Source organism: Streptomyces sp. 796.1 (genome assembly GCF_047525675.1).
In the GTDB taxonomy this organism is placed as follows: Bacteria; Actinomycetota; Actinomycetes; order Streptomycetales; family Streptomycetaceae; genus Streptomyces.
The window spans coordinates 183,759-200,250 of the sequence record NZ_JBLIWA010000019.1; the positions used below are offsets into that span (position 1 = coordinate 183,759).

Consider the following 16,492-nt stretch of genomic DNA (forward strand, 5'->3'; position numbering starts at 1 on the left):
GAAGGGCGGCAGCGGGCGGGGCCCGGCGCACACCGTGCGGCGCGGCCCCGCCCCGGCGGCCGAAACCCGGCACCCCGCCCCCGCATGGCTGGACTCCATACCGACTGGTCGGCATCATGAGGCGATCACGGGGACCCAGTCCCGCATCCCGACCCGCCGGAGGCAGACTCGATGAGCGCAGGCAGCCCAGTTCCGGGACGCGAGGGCACCGCCGAAGGCACCGGCGAAAGCACCACTGCGGGCCCCGCAGAAACCGCAGAAGCCACGGACACCGCACCCGCCCCGGAGGCGGCCCCGCCGGGGGTCGACCTGGAGCAGGTGCGGGCCTTCCTGGACCGGGAGCTTCCGGGCCTGCTCCGCGGACCGCTGCGCGCGAGCCTCATCGAGGGCGGCCGGTCCAACCTGACGTACGAGCTGAGCGACGGCACGGCGCGGTGGGTGCTGCGGCGCCCGCCGCTGGGCCACGTACTGGCCACCGCGCACGACATGGCGCGCGAGCACCGGGTGATCAGCGCCCTGCACCCCACGCCGGTCCCGGTGCCCGAGCCGCTGGCGCTGTGCACCGACCCGGCCGTGCTCGGCGCCCCGTTCTACGTGATGAGCCATGTGGCCGGCACCCCGTACCGCAGCGCCGGGCAACTCGCCGCGCTCGGCCCGCAGGCCACCCGGACGCTGCTGGTCGACCTGGTGGACACGTTGGTGGCGGTGCACGCGGTGGACCCGGCAGCGGTCGGGCTCGCCGACTTCGGCCGGCCCGACGGCTACCTGGAACGCCAACTGCGGCGCTGGGCCAAGCAGTTGACGCTTTCCACCAGCCGCGAGCTGGCCGGCATCGCCGAGTTGCAGCAGCGGCTGGCCGACGCGCTGCCCGCCTCGCCCGCGCCGACCGTGCTGCACGGCGACTACCGGCTGGACAACGTGCTGGTCGACGCCGACCACACCATCGCCGCCGTGCTCGACTGGGAGATGTCCACGCTCGGCGACCCGCTCGCCGACCTGGGGCTGCTCGTCATGTACACCGAACTGCCCGAGTTGCCCGACGCGCCGATCCGCTCGACGCGCGGCGCCCCCGGCCACCCCTCGTCCGCCGAACTGATCGAGCGGTACGCGACGCGCTCGGGCCGCGACGTGGCGTCCCTCTCCTGGTACACCGCGTTCGCCTTCTTCAAGCTCGCCGTGATCGCCGAGGGGATCCACTACCGCTACGGGCTCGGCCAGACCGTCGGCGCCGGATTCGACCGGATCGGCGCGCTGGTCCCGCACCTGATCGACAGCGGACTCACCACCGTACGGAAGGGCTGAACGGGCCGTGGACTTCGCCTACGACGCCAGGACCGAGGAGTTGCGCGGGCGGCTGCTCGCCTTCCTGACCGAGCACGTCTACCCGGCCGAGGCGCTCGCGCAGCAGCAGCGCGCCGCCCAGGCCGACCCGTGGGTACAGCCGCCGGTGGTGGCCGAACTCCAGCGGGAGGCGCGCCGGCAGGGCCTGTGGAACCTGTTCCTGCCCGACGACCGGTACGGGGCGGGCCTGACCAACGTGCAGTACGCGCCGCTCGCCGAGCTCACCGGCCGCAGCCCGCAACTCGCCCCGACCGCGCTGAACTGCGCCGCGCCCGACACCGGGAACATGGAGCTGCTGGCCGAGTTCGGCACCGCCGAGCAGCGCGAGCGCTGGCTCGTGCCGCTGCTCGCCGGCGAGATCAGGTCCGCCTTCGCCATGACGGAGCCGGACGTGGCCTCGTCCGACGCCACCAACATCGAGACCCGGATCGAGCGGGACGGCGACGCGTACGTCATCACCGGCCGCAAGTGGTACATCTCCGGCGCCATGAACCCCGCCTGCCGGGTCTTCATCGTCATGGGCAAGACCGACCCGGACGGCGCTGACGTGCGCCGGCAGCAGTCCATGGTGCTGGTGCCGCGCGACGCACCGGGCGTCGAGGTGCGCCGGGCCATGCAGGTCTACGGCTACGCCGACCACTACCACGGCGGGCACGCCGAGGTGGTCTTCGACCGGGTGCGGGTGCCGGTCGAAAACCTCGTCGGGGAAGAGGGCGGCGGGTTCGCCATCGCCCAGGCCCGGCTCGGCCCCGGCCGCATCCACCACTGCATGCGGCTGATCGGGATGGCCGAGCGGGCGATCGAGCTGATGTGCCGCCGGGCCACCGGCCGTACCGCCTTCGGTCGGCCGCTCGCCGCGCAGGGCCAGGTCCAGGCGTGGATCGCGGACGCCCGGGTGAGCGTGGAGCAGTTGCGGCTGCTGGTGCTCAAGACGGCCTGGCTGATGGACACGGTGGGCAACCGGGGCGCACACACCGAGATCCAGGCCATCAAGATCGCCACCCCGCGGGCCGTCGCGCACATCATCGACCAGGCGGTCCAACTGCACGGCGGCGGTGGCGTGGGCCAGGACTTCCCGCTCGCCGAACTGTGGGCTGCGGCCCGCACCCTGCGTCTGGCCGACGGCCCCGACGAGGTGCACCAGCGCTCGCTGGCCCGGCGCGAACTCAAGCGGTACGGGGCGGGGGGCTGAGGGGCCTTCCGGCGCGGCGGCCCTGCCAAGAGCGCGGGCGGCGGGCGGTAGGTGACCGGCCGTCGGCTGCCGGCTACCGGCCGCCAGTTACGTGCGCAGCGCGCGCAGCAGCAGGTCGGCCAGGTGGTCGGCGACCTGCTGGGCGGTGAGCGGGCCGTCCGGGCGGTACCAGGTGCCCAGGTGGTGCACGGAGCCGAAGTGGTAGTCGACCACCAGGTCGGCGGGGGTCGCCTCGTGGAAGACGCCGGCCCGCTGGCCCTCTTCGACCAGCGCCCGGAACCGCTCGTGGTAGCGCCGCCGTTCGGCCCGTACCTGCTGCTGCTTCTCGGGGCTGAGCTGGTGCATCGACCGGAAGAAGATCTTCGTGTCGTCCAGGTTCTCGATCGTGGTGACCACGACGTCGGCCGCGGCGTCCCGCAGCCGACGTTCCACCGGCGCGTCCGCGTCGGCGAACGCGTCGAGCCGCTCCTGCTGCAACCGCAGCACCCGCCCGTACACCTCGTGCAGCAGGTCGTCCTTGGAACCGAAGTAGTGGTAGAGGGCACCCTTGGTGACGCCGGCCGCGGCCACGATCTCCTGGACCGAGGTGCGGTCGTAGCCGCGTTCGGCGAAGAGCCTGGTGGCCGCGGCCAGCAGCCGCTGCGGCACCGGTGCGGCCTGCGCGCCGCCGTCCGTCGTCCTGGCCATCGCCGTCACCGACCCCTCGTCTCGTCACCCGCGGCACGTCTCGTCGCCTACGGCACGTCTCGTCACCCGCGGCACCACCGCGTCGCCTCCGCCGGCCGGCGGCTGCGGGCGGCTGCCCGGCGGGGCCGCCGCCGTCGACCGCTGCCGGTGCGCACCTCCCGTCGGAGGATCTTCCCACTCATCGCCCGGGCGGGCCCCGGCAGGTTCTCCCCCACTCGGGGCATTTGTACGGCGCGGCGCCGGGGCTTGGTGGGGGCCGGCCAGGTCCTGGTGGTCGGCGGCCGGCCGGGCCCGGGGCCCGTAGGACACCGCCCGGCCCGCCGCATGGCCCGTAACGCGCGCCGTCGTCAGCGCGGCCCGGTGGGCAACTGCTCGACCTTCTGCTGGAGCTTGTTGACGCCCGCCAGCCAGCGGTCGGGCTCGGCGGCGCGGCCCGCGTAGTACGCGGCGACCTCGGGGTGCGGCAGGATCAGGAAGCGCTCGTCGGCGATGCCCGCGAAGAGCGCGTCGGCCACCTGGTACGGCTCGATGGCGGTGGGCGCGAGCACCAGTTCACCGGTGGCGCCCGCGCTGGTCAGCATGTCGGTACGGACGCCGAGCGGGCAGATCGCGTGCACCCGGAGGCCGCGGTGCCGGTAGGTGGCGGACAGCCACTCGGCGAAGGCGTACGCGGCGTGCTTGGAGACGCTGTACGGGGCGGAGCCGACCATGGTGAGCAGGCCGGCGGCGGAGACGGTGGAGACGAAGCGGCCCTGCCCGCGGTCCAGCCAGTCGGGGAGCAGGGCCCGCGCCGCGCGCACGTGCGCCATGACGTTGACGTCCCAGGCCACCGCCCACGCGTCCTCATCCGCCTCGGGGCCGCCGGTCGGGGCGACGCCGGCGTTGGCGCAGAACACGTCGACGGCGCCGCCGAGCGCGTCCCGGGCGGCCGGCACCACGTCGGAGGCGTCGCCCGGCACCGCGACGCCGCCGACCTCGGCGGCCACCGCCCGCGCCCGGTCGGCGTCGATGTCGTTGACCACGACCCGGGCGCCCCGGGCGGCGAACCCCCGCGCGAGCGCGGCCCCGATCCCGCCGCCCGCCCCCGTCACGACCACTCCCGCACCCCGCACGGTCTCCACGCTGCGCCCTCCCGAGTCCCGGCCGCCGACGCCACGGCGCCCCGCCGCCCGACACCGGGCTCGGGCCGCGCCGCTGACTGCTGACTGCTGACTGCTGACTGCTGACTGCTGACTGCTCGCAGACTAACCAGTCGGTATGTGCCGCTGGAAGGGTGCGTTTCGGCCCCGCGGAGGTCGGGTCCCGCAGGGCCGGCGAGAGGACGGACGCCACGCCCGGCGACGCCGCGGAACAATCCGGCCGCCCTGCATTCCACCGGCCACGGCGGCAGCCTATCCACACATCCGCGAATTTCAAGAATCGGAAACTGACCCAAAGATCACGTGGAATGTTCTGGAGATTTGTTCCGCTTTTTGTGGCTGGCCGCGCGGCGCGCATGGAAGGCTTTTATGTCGTCGCACTCCCCCGCCGGACACGGTCTTTCCGCCGCCGGCGGGAATTCCCTTTCTGACATTTCCCCGAGCAAGGAGAATGACGCACGTGAGTTACTCCCAGGCCGCCCCTCCCGTCGGCGACCAGCACCGGGCCGCCCCGCGGGCCCGGCGCCCAGGACTGTTCCTGGCCCTGCTGCTGACCTCCGCATTGGCGGCGCTGAGCGGGGTGTTCGGCGCTGTGTTGGTGTTCGCCGGCGGCAAGGACATGGCCGAGACCAACGTCAAGGACGTCATCGACGACCACCCCGACGTGCTCGGACTCGGCTCGGGATTCACCGCGGCCGACTTCAAACAGGTCACCGGCCCCATGTGGGACGAGCTGATAAGCGACCGTCAGGACACGTTGACCGCCCGGGCCACGATGGTCGCCATCTTCGCCGTCTTCGCCCTGATCGCGACCCTGTTGGCCCGTAAGGCGGCGACCTGGTCGCGGGTCCTCATCACGCTCACCGCCCTCGTCTCCCTCATTCCGCATTTCCTCATCGTCGGCGATTACGAACCCGCTTCGGTCACCGCACTCAGCTACCTCGCCATCGTGGCCAGTGCGCTCGCCGTGGTGCTGTGCTGGCTGCCGGCGGTGAGCCGGTACGGGCGCGAGGTGAAGGCACGCGGTTAGGGCGCGCTGAGGTACGCGGTTGGCACTCCCGGCCTGCGGGCGCGCGGTCAGGGCTCCCGCCGCCGGCTCCCCCGCGCTCCCACTGCCGGTGCCCCCGCACCCCGGCCACCGGGGCCCCGCACCCGCCACCTCCGCACCACCCCACGTGCTCCACGACACCCCCGTACGCCGCCCCGTACGCAGCCCCTCGGGGCCGATCCGCGGGCCGGCTCTGGCCCGGCCGCGCCGGCTCGGCCCGACCCGGCCCGGTCTCGCTGGCGGCGCCCCACGGCGCGCGGGCCCCATCGATCCGGTGGGGCCCGCACCGCGTTCGCCGGGCGCCCTCCGGGGGGCGTCCCGGTTTGCTCCCCCCGGGGGCGGGTAGCCGCGGACGAGGCCGTCGTTACGGCCCGCAACCCGGTTTCGGCGCGGGGCAAGAACCCGACGACCGGCGCGGTGCACGGCGGCGGCGCCATCGGCACACCGCCGAGCACGGGCTCACCTGCGGCCCCGACCAGCCGCCGGCAGCGCCCGTAGCGCCGCCTGGCCCGACCGTTCCCGTACCGCCCCGGAGCCGCGGCCGTGACGGCGGGTCGGACGACGGAGCAACACGATGGAGCCAAATCGCGGCGGGCCACGTCCATGGGACATCGGGTCTGGTCCGCACGTCGGAGGTGGAATGCTTTGGCCGGTTTCAGAGCACTGGCACGAGAAGTCCGCGATCCCCACAACAACGTCGCGCTGCGGCGCACCTCACTGCGCAAGTGCCTGGAGCGCTTCGCCCCGTACGGGCACCGCGCGACCTGGCACCACCTGTGCGTACGCACCGGGATGCGGCCTGGCGACCGCGATCCCGACCCGGCGCGGCTAGTGGCCGCGCTGACGGAGCTCGAAGAGGCGCGGGAGGTGTGGCTCGCCTACGAGGCCGAGTTCGCCGCCCGGCGCCGGCGTGAGAAGCACGACGGGGTGCGCCAGCCGGGCGCCGTCGACGACTGGCACCGGCTGACCTGGGGCGGCTGTGAGGTCGTCCGGTGCGCCGACCCCGAGACCCATCCGAGCGCCCCGCTGCCGCAGGTGCTGCGGCGGGTCATCGCGGCCATGGAGGCGCCCGACGGGCCGCGGGCCGGCTGCCCGGTGTGCGGCGACGAACGGACGGTCAGCGCCGAACTCGCGGACCGCCCCTGGGAGAGCGGGCCGGTCTGCGGGCACTGCGGCATCGTGGTGCCCCGCCCGCCGGCCGCGACCTGCGCGCCCGCCCTGGCCGGCGCGCACTGAGCGGGGCGGGGGTCACCGGTAGGGCCCGCCCGGCGTCGGCCGCGCCGCGGCGTACGGTGCGCCGCGGCGCGGCCCGGGCGGGCGCGGGGCTGACGCGTTGGCGGATGCGTTGGCGGGCGCGCGTGGCGTTGACGGACGCGCGGCACGTGGCTGTGCATGGGCGGTGACGGACGCGTCGGTGTTAGCGGGCGCGTGGCGGGCGGCCGGTTGCACTGGCGGCGGCGGGCGCGTTGACAGCCCCTCCCCCGACCAGCATGCTGAGCAGCCGCTTAGTCCATGGTCGTGCGGGGGCGGGGCAGGTCGGCGCCCGCACGTGCGCCGCTCGTGCGGCGCGGCTCATCGGGAGGCACGGCATGGCAGGACCCCGGATCTTCACCTCGCTCGACGCGTTGCAGCAGGCGATCGGCGCGGAGCTCGGGCCGAGCGACTGGTTGGAGGTCGACCAGCGCCGGATCGACCTGTTCGCCGAGGCGACCGGGGACCACCAGTGGATCCACGTGGACCCGCAGCGGGCCGCGACCGGCCCGTTCGGCACCACCATCGCCCACGGCTACCTGACGCTCGCGCTGGTACCGGCGTTCTTCCCGCAGTTGCTGCGCGTCGACGGGGTGCGGATGGGCGTCAACTACGGCGTGAACAAGGTCCGCTTCCCGGCTCCGGTGCCGGTCGGCTCCCGGCTGCGGGCCACGGGGAAGATCACCGAGGCCGTCGCCGTGCCGGACGGCATCCAGCTCACCACGGTGCTCACCATCGAGCGCGCGGGCGGCGGCGACCGCCCGGTGTGCGTGGCGGAGTCGGTCAGCCGCTACTACCACTAGCCGGGGCCGGGCAGTGCCCACGCCGGGGTCGGGCACCAGGGAGCGGCCGACCACCAGCCCGCGCCCCACTGACCTACCGGGCTCCCGGTCCGCCGCCCCACCGGGACCGGCGCGCTACGCGGCCCGCTCAGCGGCCCCGACCATGCGCAGGGCCAGACCGGCGTAGAGCTCGCCGACCTCGTGCGGGGCGCGCCGGCCGTCGGCGCTGAACCAGCGGGCCACGTCGATGCAGAGCGAGAGGACGGCAAGCGTGGTGCCCGGCACGTCGGCGACGTCGAAGTCGCCGGAGCGCACCCCGTCCTCGATGATGCGACGCACCGCGGCGTCGGTGGCCCGGCGCATGCCCACGATCTCCACCCGGTGCTCGGGGCTGAGCGCGTCCAGTTCGTACTGCACCACACGGGCGGTGGTGTGGTGCTCGGCGTGCCAGCGCACGAAGGCCCGTACGGCGTCGGCGAGCCGCTGCGGCGGGCTGCCGGCCGCGAGCGCGGGACGCTCCAGGATGTCGAGCGCCAACCGGTGGCCGACCAGGCTGATCTGGTAGAGCAGCGCTTCCTTGGTCTTGTAGTGGATGTAGAGGGCGGCCGGGCTCATGCCGGCGCGGCCGGCGATGTCGCGGGTGGTGGTGGCGTGGTAGCCGCGCTCGGCGAACGCCTCGACCGCGGCAACGACCAGCCGCCGGGCGGCGTCCGGGGTGACGTCCGCCCACTCCTCGTCGGGCTGCTGCGCCTGCGCGCTCATACGGGCCCCGCTCTGCCAGCCCGCCGCGGACCTTCCGCGGGCGGGGGCTCACCATACCGCGCGGGTGAGCGAGCGCTTAGGAGTCTCCGGCGCCGTACGGCCGCCAGGCCCGTACACACGGGCCGGCACCACCCGCACTGGCACGGTGCGCCGGACGCGGTGCGTCGGCACGCGGTGCGCCGGTGCCGGCACCGCGGGCACGGGTACCGGGGGCACGGGTACCGCGGGTACTGGTATCCGCGACAGGGGTACGGCTGGTACCCGTACGGCAGACGCCGGAACCACCGGTACCCGTACCGCAGGTACCCGCATCCGCAGCACCGGTACGGCAGGCGCCCGTACGGCCAGCACCCGTACGCCGGACACTGGAACGACCGACACCAGCACCGCCACTACCCGCATCCACAACACCGGTGCGGCCGGCACCCGTACGACAGACGCCGGAACCACCGGTACCGGTACCGCGGGTACCCGTACCGCCGACACCAGCACCACCCGCACCCGTACATCAGACACTGGAACCACCGACACCAGCACCGCAGGTACCCGTACCACCGACACCAGCACCACCCGCACCAGCACCCGCACCCGCACCCGCGCACAGCCGCCCCCGCCGCGCCCCTACCCCACGCGCTGCCGCCGTCCCGTGCGCTCCGGGGCGTGTGCGAGGCCCCGGTGGGTGGAACCTAGCGGCGTTAGTTTCTGGTGGGGTGCGGCCTACCATGGGGCGCATGGCCCGCCCCCGTCAGCCGCTGCTCAGTCGTGAGCGCATCGTCACGGCCGCGCTCGGACTCGTGGACGCCGAGGGGTTGCAGGCGCTCTCGACCCGGCGGCTCGCCGGTGTGCTCGGGGTCAGCGGGCCGTCGCTGTACAACCACTTCCCGACCAAGGGCGAGATCCTGGACGCGGTGGCCGACGCGGTGATCGCGGAGGTGGACCTGTCGATGTTCGGGCCCGACCCGGCGCCGCCCTGGCGCACGGCGCTGCACGACTGGGCCGGCTCCTACCGCGCGGCGCTCACCGCCCACCCGCACGTGGTGCCGCTGCTGGCGCAGGGCCCGCGGCGGCGGCCTGCCGGGCTGCGGATGGCCGACGCGGTGTTCGGGGCCATGGTGCGGGCCGGCTGGCCGCCCGCCCAGGCCACCCGGGTCGGCGCGCTGTTGCGGTACTTCGTCACCGGCTCCGCGCTCGGCTCCTTCGCCGGCGGCTTCGTGGCCGACCCGGGCGCGTACGACCCGGCGGCCTATCCGCACCTGGGCCGGGCGCATCTGCTGCCCGAGCACCAGCAGCAGGTGGACGAGGGGGCGTTCGCAATGGGGCTCGGGGCGCTGCTCGACGGGCTTGAGCTCCAGTTCCAGCGGCTTGGCTGACCCGCGCCGCCGGCCGGATCGGCCCGCGCCGGCAGCCGGATCGGCCCGGTGGCCCGGGGCGCGTCGCCCCGGCCCACCGGGCCCCGTACGCGCTACTTCTGGCAGGTCACGTCGGCCGTGGGGAGCTCGCCCGTCTCCAAATAGGTGTTGACCTGGGCGTCCACGCAGGCGTTGCCGTAAGTACCGTAGACGCCGTGGTGGTTGGCGCCCTGCAAGGTCACCAGTCGGGAGCTGGGCAGTTGGCTGCGGAGCGCCCGGCTACCCGAGTACGGGGTGCGCGGGTCGCCGGTGGCCGCCACCAGCAGGGCCGGCGTGTCGCGCTCCACCCGCACCGGCACCTCACGCGGGAACCGGGGCCAGAACGCGCAGGCGTTGACGTTCTCGGCGAGCGGCCCCAGCAGCGGGTACTTCGCCCGGTTGCGCTCGATGTCGCGCCAGTACACCTCGGGGTCGCGCGGCGCCGCGCCGTCCCCGCACAGGATGGCCATCTGCACGCTGCCGTACGCGGAATCGCTACTGGTCAGGACGAAGTCGAGGAAGTCAGCGAGGTCGGGCGTCGGTTCGACCCGCTCGCCGCGTGCCGCGCGGGCGAGCACCGCGAGTTGGCCGGCGAGCGAGTGCCTGGCCGGGTCCCGGTCGTCGGCCGCGCCGGCGAAGGCGACCAGCGGCACCGTCGAGTCGTCCACCCGGTACGCGTCCGGGCCCGAGCCGATCGTCAGCGGCCGGGCGGCGGCGGCCTCGGTGGTGCGTTCCACGGTGCGCAGCACCTGCCGTTCGGTGGCGCCGAGCCGGTAGGTCCGGTCGTGCCGCGCGGCCCAGCGTGCCCAGTCCCGCACCGCGCGGTCGCCGTTGTCCTCGCGCCCGTGCAGCAGCCGCGGCCGGTAGTCGACCGGGTTGATGGCGCCGTCGAGCACCACCCGGTCGTAGCGGCCGGGGAACATCTGGGTGTAGGCGGTGCCCAGGTGGGTGCCGTACGAGTAGCCCAGGTAGGAGATCTTCCGCTCGCGCAGTGCGCCGCGTATGACGTCCAGGTCGCGGGCGGTGTTGCGGGTGTTGACGTACGGGAGTACGTCGCCGTGCCGGGTGGCGCAGCGCTTGGCCAGGTCCTTCTGGTGGGCGACCTGCCGGTCGAAGCCGGCCCGGTCCACGCCGGATGAGACCAGCGCGGAGCCCACCGGCCAGCCGCAGTCCAGCGGGGTGCTGCGGCCGACGAACCGGGGGTCGACGCCCACCAGGTCGTAGCGGGCCGCGGTCGCCCCCATCGGCCCGCGGAGCTCCAGCGGGCCGTCGAGCGAGGGGCCGCCGGGGCCGCCGCCGTTGAACAGCAGCGGGCCGATGCGGTGCGCCGTGTCGGTGGCCTTGATGCGGGAGATGGCGACGGTGATGGTGCGGCCGTCCGGGCGCGTGTAGTCCAGGGGAACGGTGAGGTCGGCGCAGTGCGCACCGGCCGCGGCCAGTTCCCGCCCGACCGCGTCGTCCGGGCCGAGCACGCAGCTCTTCCACTGCGGGCGTTGGTCGTAGTAGCGGGCGAGGCCGTCGGGGGCCGGGTCGGGCGAGCCGGCGTGGGCGGCGGCCGTCGGCAGGGCGGTGGGCAAGGTCGCCAGCGCGGCGGCGAGCACCAGGCCCACCGCCACCGGCCTTGTCTTTACATGCATGCCCCGCACGCTAGGCCCGCGGCCCGGCCTCCCTCACTGGTGCTGGCCCCCCGCCCGCACGGGGTGCCAGCACCAGGCGGCTGCGGACGCCTGGCCCGGCCCCGCGCCCTGCACGAAGGGGCGGGCGCCGCGTCAACTACGCTGCGTACGCGCGTGGTTGACGCGGCATCAGCAACAGTTTCCACCGCGCCGGGTGTCGTCCAATGACGACCACAGGCTCAACCCCCATGCACGACACGGGGGTTGACGATCGTCGGCTCAGAAGACGATGAGGGCGCGTCCGCCGCGGCCGGCCAGCATGGCGTCGAAGGCCGCCGGGATGTCTTCGAGTCCGATGCGCTCGGTGACCAGGGCCGACAGGTCGAGCCGGCCGGCGCGGATGTGGGCGGCGATGGCCGGCAGGTCGCGCTCCGGGTCGCTGTTGCCGTAGACGCAGCCGGAGAGGGTGCGGCCGAAGTAGAACAGCTCCAGGGCCGAGAACGTAACCCGCTGGTCCTGGCCGCCGATGCCCACGACGGTGGTGCGGCCACCGCGGCGGGTGCTCGACCAGGCGGCGCGGATGGTGTCCGCGCTGCCCACGCACTCGATGGCCACGTCGGCCCCGTACCCCTCGGTGAGCTCGCGCACCCGCTTGGCCGTGTCGTCACCCGCTATCAGGAAGTCGGTGGCACCGGCGGCTCTGGCCAGCTTCTCCTTCTCGGGTGACACGTCGACGGCGATCAGCGGCCCGGCGCCGGCGATGCGCGCGCACTGGAGGACCGCGAGGCCCACGCCGCCGACGCCGACGACCACGACCGACTCGCCCTCGACGACCTTGGCGGAGTGGAAGACGGCGCCGTAGCCGGTGAGCACGGCGCAGCCCAGGAGCGCCGCGTCGGCGAGCGGCACGCCGTCCGGCAGCGGCAGCACCGCGTGGGCGGGCACCACCGTCTCCTCCGCGAAGGCGGCGGTGCCCAGGCCCGGGTAGAGGGCCGTGGAGTCGGCGGCGAGCTTCGCGTAGGGCCGGTCGGCAGCGGCGCTGGCGTGGGCGCACAGCCAGGGTTCGTCCAGCGCACAGAAGTGGCAGTTCCCGCACGAAGGGGCCCAGTTGAGGACGACCCGGTCACCGGTGGCGACCGTGGTCACCCCCTCGCCGACGGCGCTGACCACGCCGGCGCCCTCGTGCCCGAGCACGGCGGGGGCCGGCTGGCGCAGGGTGCCGTTGGACAGGGACAGGTCGGAATGGCACACCCCGGCGGCGGTGAGCTTGACCCGGACCTGTCCGGGGCCCGGCTTCGGGAGGTCGATCTCGGCGATCTCCAGCGGAGCGTTGACTGCGGTGAGTACAGCGGCGCGAACCACGGTTTCTCCTAGGGGCACAGACTTGGTGTGGGGGTGGGGCGTTGACCCGGCCGGATCAAGGCCGACGGCGGCCGGGCGCTGGCGCACGGTTCCGCCGCCGACCGGACGGGCGGCCGGTCGGACGATCGGGGGGACGGGTGGTCGGGGTGCGCCGGCGGTGCGCGGTGAGTACGCCGGTGGGACGGGCCCTGTGGGACGGCGGCACGGGAGTGCGGAGCCGGTCCTGAGGTACGGGTCCGGGGCGGGCGGGACGGTACGTAGTGGGGCGGAGCAGGGTGGAAAGGGGCGGTGCGGATGGGGCGGGGTCGTGCGGGTGGTGCCGTGTGGAGTGGTGCGGGTGGGGCGGTGTGGACGAGGCCGTGCGGATGGTACGGCGGACGGCCCGCCTGGCGCAGCGTCCGCGCCCGGCAGGAAGGGCTGGCCCGGAGCGCCGCCGGAGGGGTTCCCTCTGGCACGTCGCACCGGGAGGTACGGGGCCGGCGGGCCCGTGCGGAGCCCGCCGGGTCCGGCCGGTGGTCCGCACGGGTCCGCGGCCCGGGCCCCCGACCTAGACGGCCGGTGCGACCCGGATGTGACGCGTGCGGCCGGGTACGGCCGGATGGTGCTGGTGCGCGGGGTGGGCGTGCGGCACGTACGGGGTGTACGGGCCGGGCCCGCCGGCCACGGCGTACGGGCCGGGTTGCTGTCCCGCCGCGGCCCGCCCGGCCCCGCCCGATCGGCCCGGTCCGGCCGGTCCGTCGGTGGCGCACCGCGGCCTGTCGCGGGGCGAGGCGCGTACCGGGCGGGCGGCGGGACCTGACGGACCGCACGGACCCGCATCGCGGGCGGGCGCGCGCGAGGGCGTGCGGTGGGGCTGGAGACGGGCGTTGACGGGGCGGGCCGGGCGGTGGCGGGTGGTGCTGGGTGGGGAGGGCGGGGCAAGTGGCAGGGCTCCGGTGGCGGGCCCCACCGTCGTCCGGCGTACGGAGCGGGCCGGGCCGCTCCGTACGCCGCTGGGTGACGCCGGGCCGGACCGCGCCCCGTCGCCCGGCGGCACGCCGGCCGGCCCGGACCGGTCAGAGTTGGAGCGACTTCGTCTGGAGGTACTCGGTCAGGCCGTGCACCCCCAGTTCGCGGCCGACGCCGGACTGTTTGTAGCCGCCGAAGGGGGCGAGCGGGTTGAACCGGCCCCCGTTGACGTCGATCTGGCCGGCGTCCATCCGGCGCGCGAAGGCGACCGCCTCGTCCTGTTCGGCCGCCCAGACCGCGCCGGCAAGACCGTACGCGGTGTCGTTGGCGATGCGTAGTGCGTCGTCCGGGTCGGTGTAGCGCAGCACGGAGAGGACCGGGCCGAAGATCTCCTCCCTGGCGATGACCATCTCGGGCGTGACGTCGGCGAACACGGTGGGGCTGACGAAGTAGCCGCGCTCCAGGCCCGCCGGGGCGGCCGGGCCGCCGGTCACCAGGCGGGCGCCGTCCGCGATGCCGCCCTCGATGTAGCCGCGCACCCGGTCCCGCTGTGCGGCGCTGACCAGCGGCCCCAGCCGGGTGTCCGGGTCGTGCGGGTCGCCGGGCGGGTAGTTCGCCGCGGCGGCCCCGGCGAGCTCGACCGCCTCGTCGTACGCGTCCTCGTGCACCAGCATCCGGGTCCAGGCGCTACAGGTCTGGCCGGCGTTGGCGCACACGTTGGCCACACCGACCTTGACCGCCTTGGCCAGATCGGCGCCGGGCAGGATGACGTTGGCGGACTTGCCGCCGAGTTCGAGCGCGACGCGTTTGACGGCGGCGCCGGCGACGGCCCCGATGCGCCGGCCGACGGCCGTGGAGCCGGTGAAGGAGACCAGGTCCACGCCCGGGTGCTCGGCCAGTGCCTGGCCCGCGATCGGCCCGTACCCGGTGACCAGGTTGAACACCCCGGCGGGCAGCCCCGCGTCGGCCACCGCCGCGGCGAAGAGCTGCGCCACCAGCGGGGTGTTCTCGGCGGGCTTGACGACGATGGTGCAGCCGGCGGCGAGGGCCGGCGCGACCTTGGCGACGATCTGGTGCAGCGGGTAGTTCCACGGGGTGATCGCGCCGACGACGCCCGCGGGTTCGTGCCAGACCGTGGAGTTGCCGATCTGTTCCCGGAAGGCGTACGTCGCCGCGAGGTCGGCGTAGCTGCCGGCGACGGTGATCGGCAGGTCGGCGTGGACGGCGCGGGCGAAACCGATGGGCGCGCCGAGTTCGGCCACCACGGTGTCGGCGATCTCCTCGCGCCGCGCGGCGAGCGCGTCCCGCAGCGCCGCGAGCCGGGCGGCCCGGTCGGCCGGCGCGGTGCCGGCCCACTGCGGCAGGGCCGCGCGGGCGGCCCGTACGGCGGTGTCCACGTCCAGCGCGTTGCCCGCCGGCACCGACCCGATGGTGCGCTCGTCGGACGGGCTCACCACCTCAATCGCGTCCGTGCCGGCCGCGGGCCGCCAGCCGCCGTCGATGTACATCCCGTCATGCGACTTCACGTCGTTCGCCCTCCAGCACACCGCTCCGGCCCGTACCCGACCAAACTAACGACGGTAGTTTTCGCACGCCAGGGGTGGTCGCGTGCCCTCGATCACGTGGCCGGCCCGTCGGATCCGCGCCGCCCGGTGCGGGCGGGCCGGCGTCCCCCGCCCGTACCGGCAGCGCGGCGCGGGCACGGGTACGGCGGTGGTGGACCTGCGGGGCAGCCGAGCGTGTCCGAGGTGGGGGGACGGTCACGGGCCCTGGCGCCCGTCGGGTACACGGTGCCCGACGGTCACCACATCGCACCACCCCGCGGGCCCGCCCGCACCCCGTCCAGCGACGGTTTACGGCCGCGGTGTGGGGACGTGGGGTGTCCGACGGGCCCGTAGGGGGCGCGCCGCACGCGGCCGAGCGGAGCCCGTCCGCGCCCCGCCGACCACCGCCCACCCGCCCGCCGGCGGCGCCACCGACCGGGACCCGGGGCGGCGTTCAGCGGCGGCCCGGGGGCGCTCTGCCGGGGTGGGCCGGGATCGTCGGAGCGGTCGGGGCCGGGGGCTCGGGCGGGCGAGCTGCCGCGGCCGGGGCCGGGGTCGCGGGACGGACGCGGGGACGGGGGGACGGGGGGACGGGGCGGGCTCGTGGGGCGGGGGGACGGAGCTGGGGCCGGAACGGTGGCGGCTCGGGTGGGCCTGGCCGGGGCGGACCGCGCGCGCCCGGAACCTGTCGGGCCGTCAGTGGCTGCGTACGTCGTGCAGATGGGCGAAGACCACCACGTTGGCCCGGTACCCGCGGCCAGGCTCGAAGGCTCCGCCGCAGGTCAGCAGGCGCAGTTCGGGGCGGCCCGGGTCGCCGTACACCTCGCGGTCGGGGAAGTGCGACCGCGGGTAGGTGCGCACCGCGTCCACTCGGAAGACCGCGCGCTTGCCGTCGTGGCGCGTGATGGTCAGCAGGTCGCCGCGGCGGAGCGAGGGGAGTTCGAGGAAGAGCGCGGGGCCGGTGCGCGTGTCGCGGTGTCCGACGATGACCGCGGCGCCGCGCTCGCCGGGGCTCGGGCCGCGTTCGTACCAGCCGGCCACCCGCGGCCGGGCCGTGGGCGGCATCGTCAGCCGGCCCCGCCGGTCGAGCCGGACGCCCTCCAGCGGCGCGGACAGGTGCAGCCGCGGAATGGCCAACCGGAGCGGGCGGGAGCGGGCGATGGGGGCCCGGGGCACCAGTGGTCCGGCGGCCACCGCCGGGTCCCGCTGCCGGGCGCGCTGGTCGGCGTGTGCGGCGGTGCGTGGGGCGGCGTGGTGGCCGGGGCGTTCGCCCGGGTGGTGGCCGGCGGTGTGGTCGGTGGTGGCCGGCGTCGCCCGTGGGTGCCCTGGCTGCTGCGTGCGGGGCGCCGGCGGGCCGGCCGCGCCGCGTTCCGCGTCGGCTCGCGCGCGCTCGCGCGCGTGGTGGCCGCTCCCGGGCCGCGCCGCACCGGCC

13 protein-coding genes are annotated in these 16,492 nt (G+C 75.3%); 6 read left to right on the forward strand and 7 right to left on the reverse strand.

Translation table 11 applies throughout. From position 1 onward, the window contains the following. Positions 1 to 171: 171 nt before the first annotated feature. On the forward strand, positions 172 to 1,302 hold the full coding sequence (locus ACMA1D_RS15405) for a phosphotransferase family protein (protein WP_414724519.1): 1,131 nt from the start codon (positions 172 to 174) through the stop codon (positions 1,300 to 1,302). A gap of 7 nt (positions 1,303 to 1,309) precedes the next feature. After that, positions 1,310 to 2,533, forward strand: a complete 1,224-nt coding sequence (locus tag ACMA1D_RS15410) for an acyl-CoA dehydrogenase family protein (protein ID WP_414724520.1) — start codon at positions 1,310 to 1,312, stop codon at positions 2,531 to 2,533. A gap of 87 nt (positions 2,534 to 2,620) precedes the next feature. Here ACMA1D_RS15410 and ACMA1D_RS15415 read toward each other — a convergent pair whose 3' ends face one another. Continuing rightward, a complete protein-coding gene (locus ACMA1D_RS15415; RefSeq protein ID WP_414724521.1) occupies positions 2,621 to 3,220 on the reverse strand; it encodes a TetR/AcrR family transcriptional regulator in 600 nt (199 codons plus the stop codon). A gap of 347 nt (positions 3,221 to 3,567) precedes the next feature. Beyond that, complete coding sequence (locus ACMA1D_RS15420; protein WP_414724522.1) at positions 3,568 to 4,341, reverse strand: SDR family oxidoreductase; 774 nt, start codon at positions 4,339 to 4,341, stop codon at positions 3,568 to 3,570. Between the two features lie 478 nt (positions 4,342 to 4,819). Here ACMA1D_RS15420 and ACMA1D_RS15425 point away from each other — a divergent pair, with 478 nt between their 5' ends. The 3 genes from ACMA1D_RS15425 to ACMA1D_RS15435 all read left to right on the forward strand — a co-directional run bounded on the left by ACMA1D_RS15425 (position 4,820) and on the right by ACMA1D_RS15435 (position 7,461). Next, complete coding sequence (locus ACMA1D_RS15425; RefSeq protein ID WP_414724523.1) at positions 4,820 to 5,389, forward strand: hypothetical protein; 570 nt, start codon at positions 4,820 to 4,822, stop codon at positions 5,387 to 5,389. Positions 5,390 to 6,052: 663 nt separating this feature from the next. Beyond that, complete coding sequence (locus ACMA1D_RS15430) at positions 6,053 to 6,643, forward strand: hypothetical protein (RefSeq protein WP_414724524.1); 591 nt, start codon at positions 6,053 to 6,055, stop codon at positions 6,641 to 6,643. A 353-nt stretch (positions 6,644 to 6,996) separates the two neighbouring features. Next, the gene (locus ACMA1D_RS15435) at positions 6,997 to 7,461 is read left to right on the forward strand and encodes a MaoC family dehydratase (protein ID WP_414724525.1); all 465 of its coding nucleotides are present in this window, start codon (positions 6,997 to 6,999) and stop codon (positions 7,459 to 7,461) included. 114 nt (positions 7,462 to 7,575) lie between these two features. Here ACMA1D_RS15435 and ACMA1D_RS15440 read toward each other — a convergent pair whose 3' ends face one another. After that, positions 7,576 to 8,202, reverse strand: coding sequence for a TetR/AcrR family transcriptional regulator (locus ACMA1D_RS15440; RefSeq protein WP_414724526.1), 627 nt, complete (start codon positions 8,200 to 8,202; stop codon positions 7,576 to 7,578). 731 nt (positions 8,203 to 8,933) lie between these two features. On the opposite strand from ACMA1D_RS15440, the gene ACMA1D_RS15445 reads away from it, so the two are divergent. Beyond that, entirely contained in the window at positions 8,934 to 9,572 is a 639-nt protein-coding gene (locus tag ACMA1D_RS15445; RefSeq protein ID WP_414724527.1) for a TetR/AcrR family transcriptional regulator, read from the forward strand. 92 nt (positions 9,573 to 9,664) lie between these two features. On the opposite strand, the gene ACMA1D_RS15450 is transcribed toward ACMA1D_RS15445, so the two are convergent. From ACMA1D_RS15450 to ACMA1D_RS15465, 4 genes are all read right to left on the reverse strand, one after another. Further along, on the reverse strand, positions 9,665 to 11,227 hold the full coding sequence (locus tag ACMA1D_RS15450) for an alpha/beta hydrolase (protein ID WP_414724528.1): 1,563 nt from the start codon (positions 11,225 to 11,227) through the stop codon (positions 9,665 to 9,667). 258 nt (positions 11,228 to 11,485) lie between these two features. Beyond that, entirely contained in the window at positions 11,486 to 12,568 is a 1,083-nt protein-coding gene (locus tag ACMA1D_RS15455; protein ID WP_414724529.1) for a Zn-dependent alcohol dehydrogenase, read from the reverse strand. A gap of 1,055 nt (positions 12,569 to 13,623) precedes the next feature. Next, the gene (locus ACMA1D_RS15460) at positions 13,624 to 15,042 is read right to left on the reverse strand and encodes an aldehyde dehydrogenase family protein (protein ID WP_414724530.1); all 1,419 of its coding nucleotides are present in this window, start codon (positions 15,040 to 15,042) and stop codon (positions 13,624 to 13,626) included. A gap of 714 nt (positions 15,043 to 15,756) precedes the next feature. Next, the coding region (locus ACMA1D_RS15465; RefSeq protein WP_414724531.1) for a class F sortase at positions 15,757 to 16,492 on the reverse strand (736 nt) is incomplete at its 5' end.

Excerpts from the sequence above, each read along its gene's own strand:
- ACMA1D_RS15405 (WP_414724519.1), top strand. The coding sequence starts at position 172 with ATGAGCGCAGGCAGCCCAGTTCCGGGACGCGAGGGCACCGCCGAAGGC.
- ACMA1D_RS15415 (WP_414724521.1), bottom strand. The coding sequence starts at position 3,220 with ATGGCCAGGACGACGGACGGCGGCGCGCAGGCCGCACCGGTGCCGCAG.
- ACMA1D_RS15435 (WP_414724525.1), top strand. The coding sequence starts at position 6,997 with ATGGCAGGACCCCGGATCTTCACCTCGCTCGACGCGTTGCAGCAGGCG.
- ACMA1D_RS15440 (WP_414724526.1), bottom strand. The coding sequence starts at position 8,202 with ATGAGCGCGCAGGCGCAGCAGCCCGACGAGGAGTGGGCGGACGTCACC.
- ACMA1D_RS15445 (WP_414724527.1), top strand. The coding sequence starts at position 8,934 with ATGGCCCGCCCCCGTCAGCCGCTGCTCAGTCGTGAGCGCATCGTCACG.
- ACMA1D_RS15450 (WP_414724528.1), bottom strand. The coding sequence starts at position 11,227 with ATGCATGTAAAGACAAGGCCGGTGGCGGTGGGCCTGGTGCTCGCCGCC.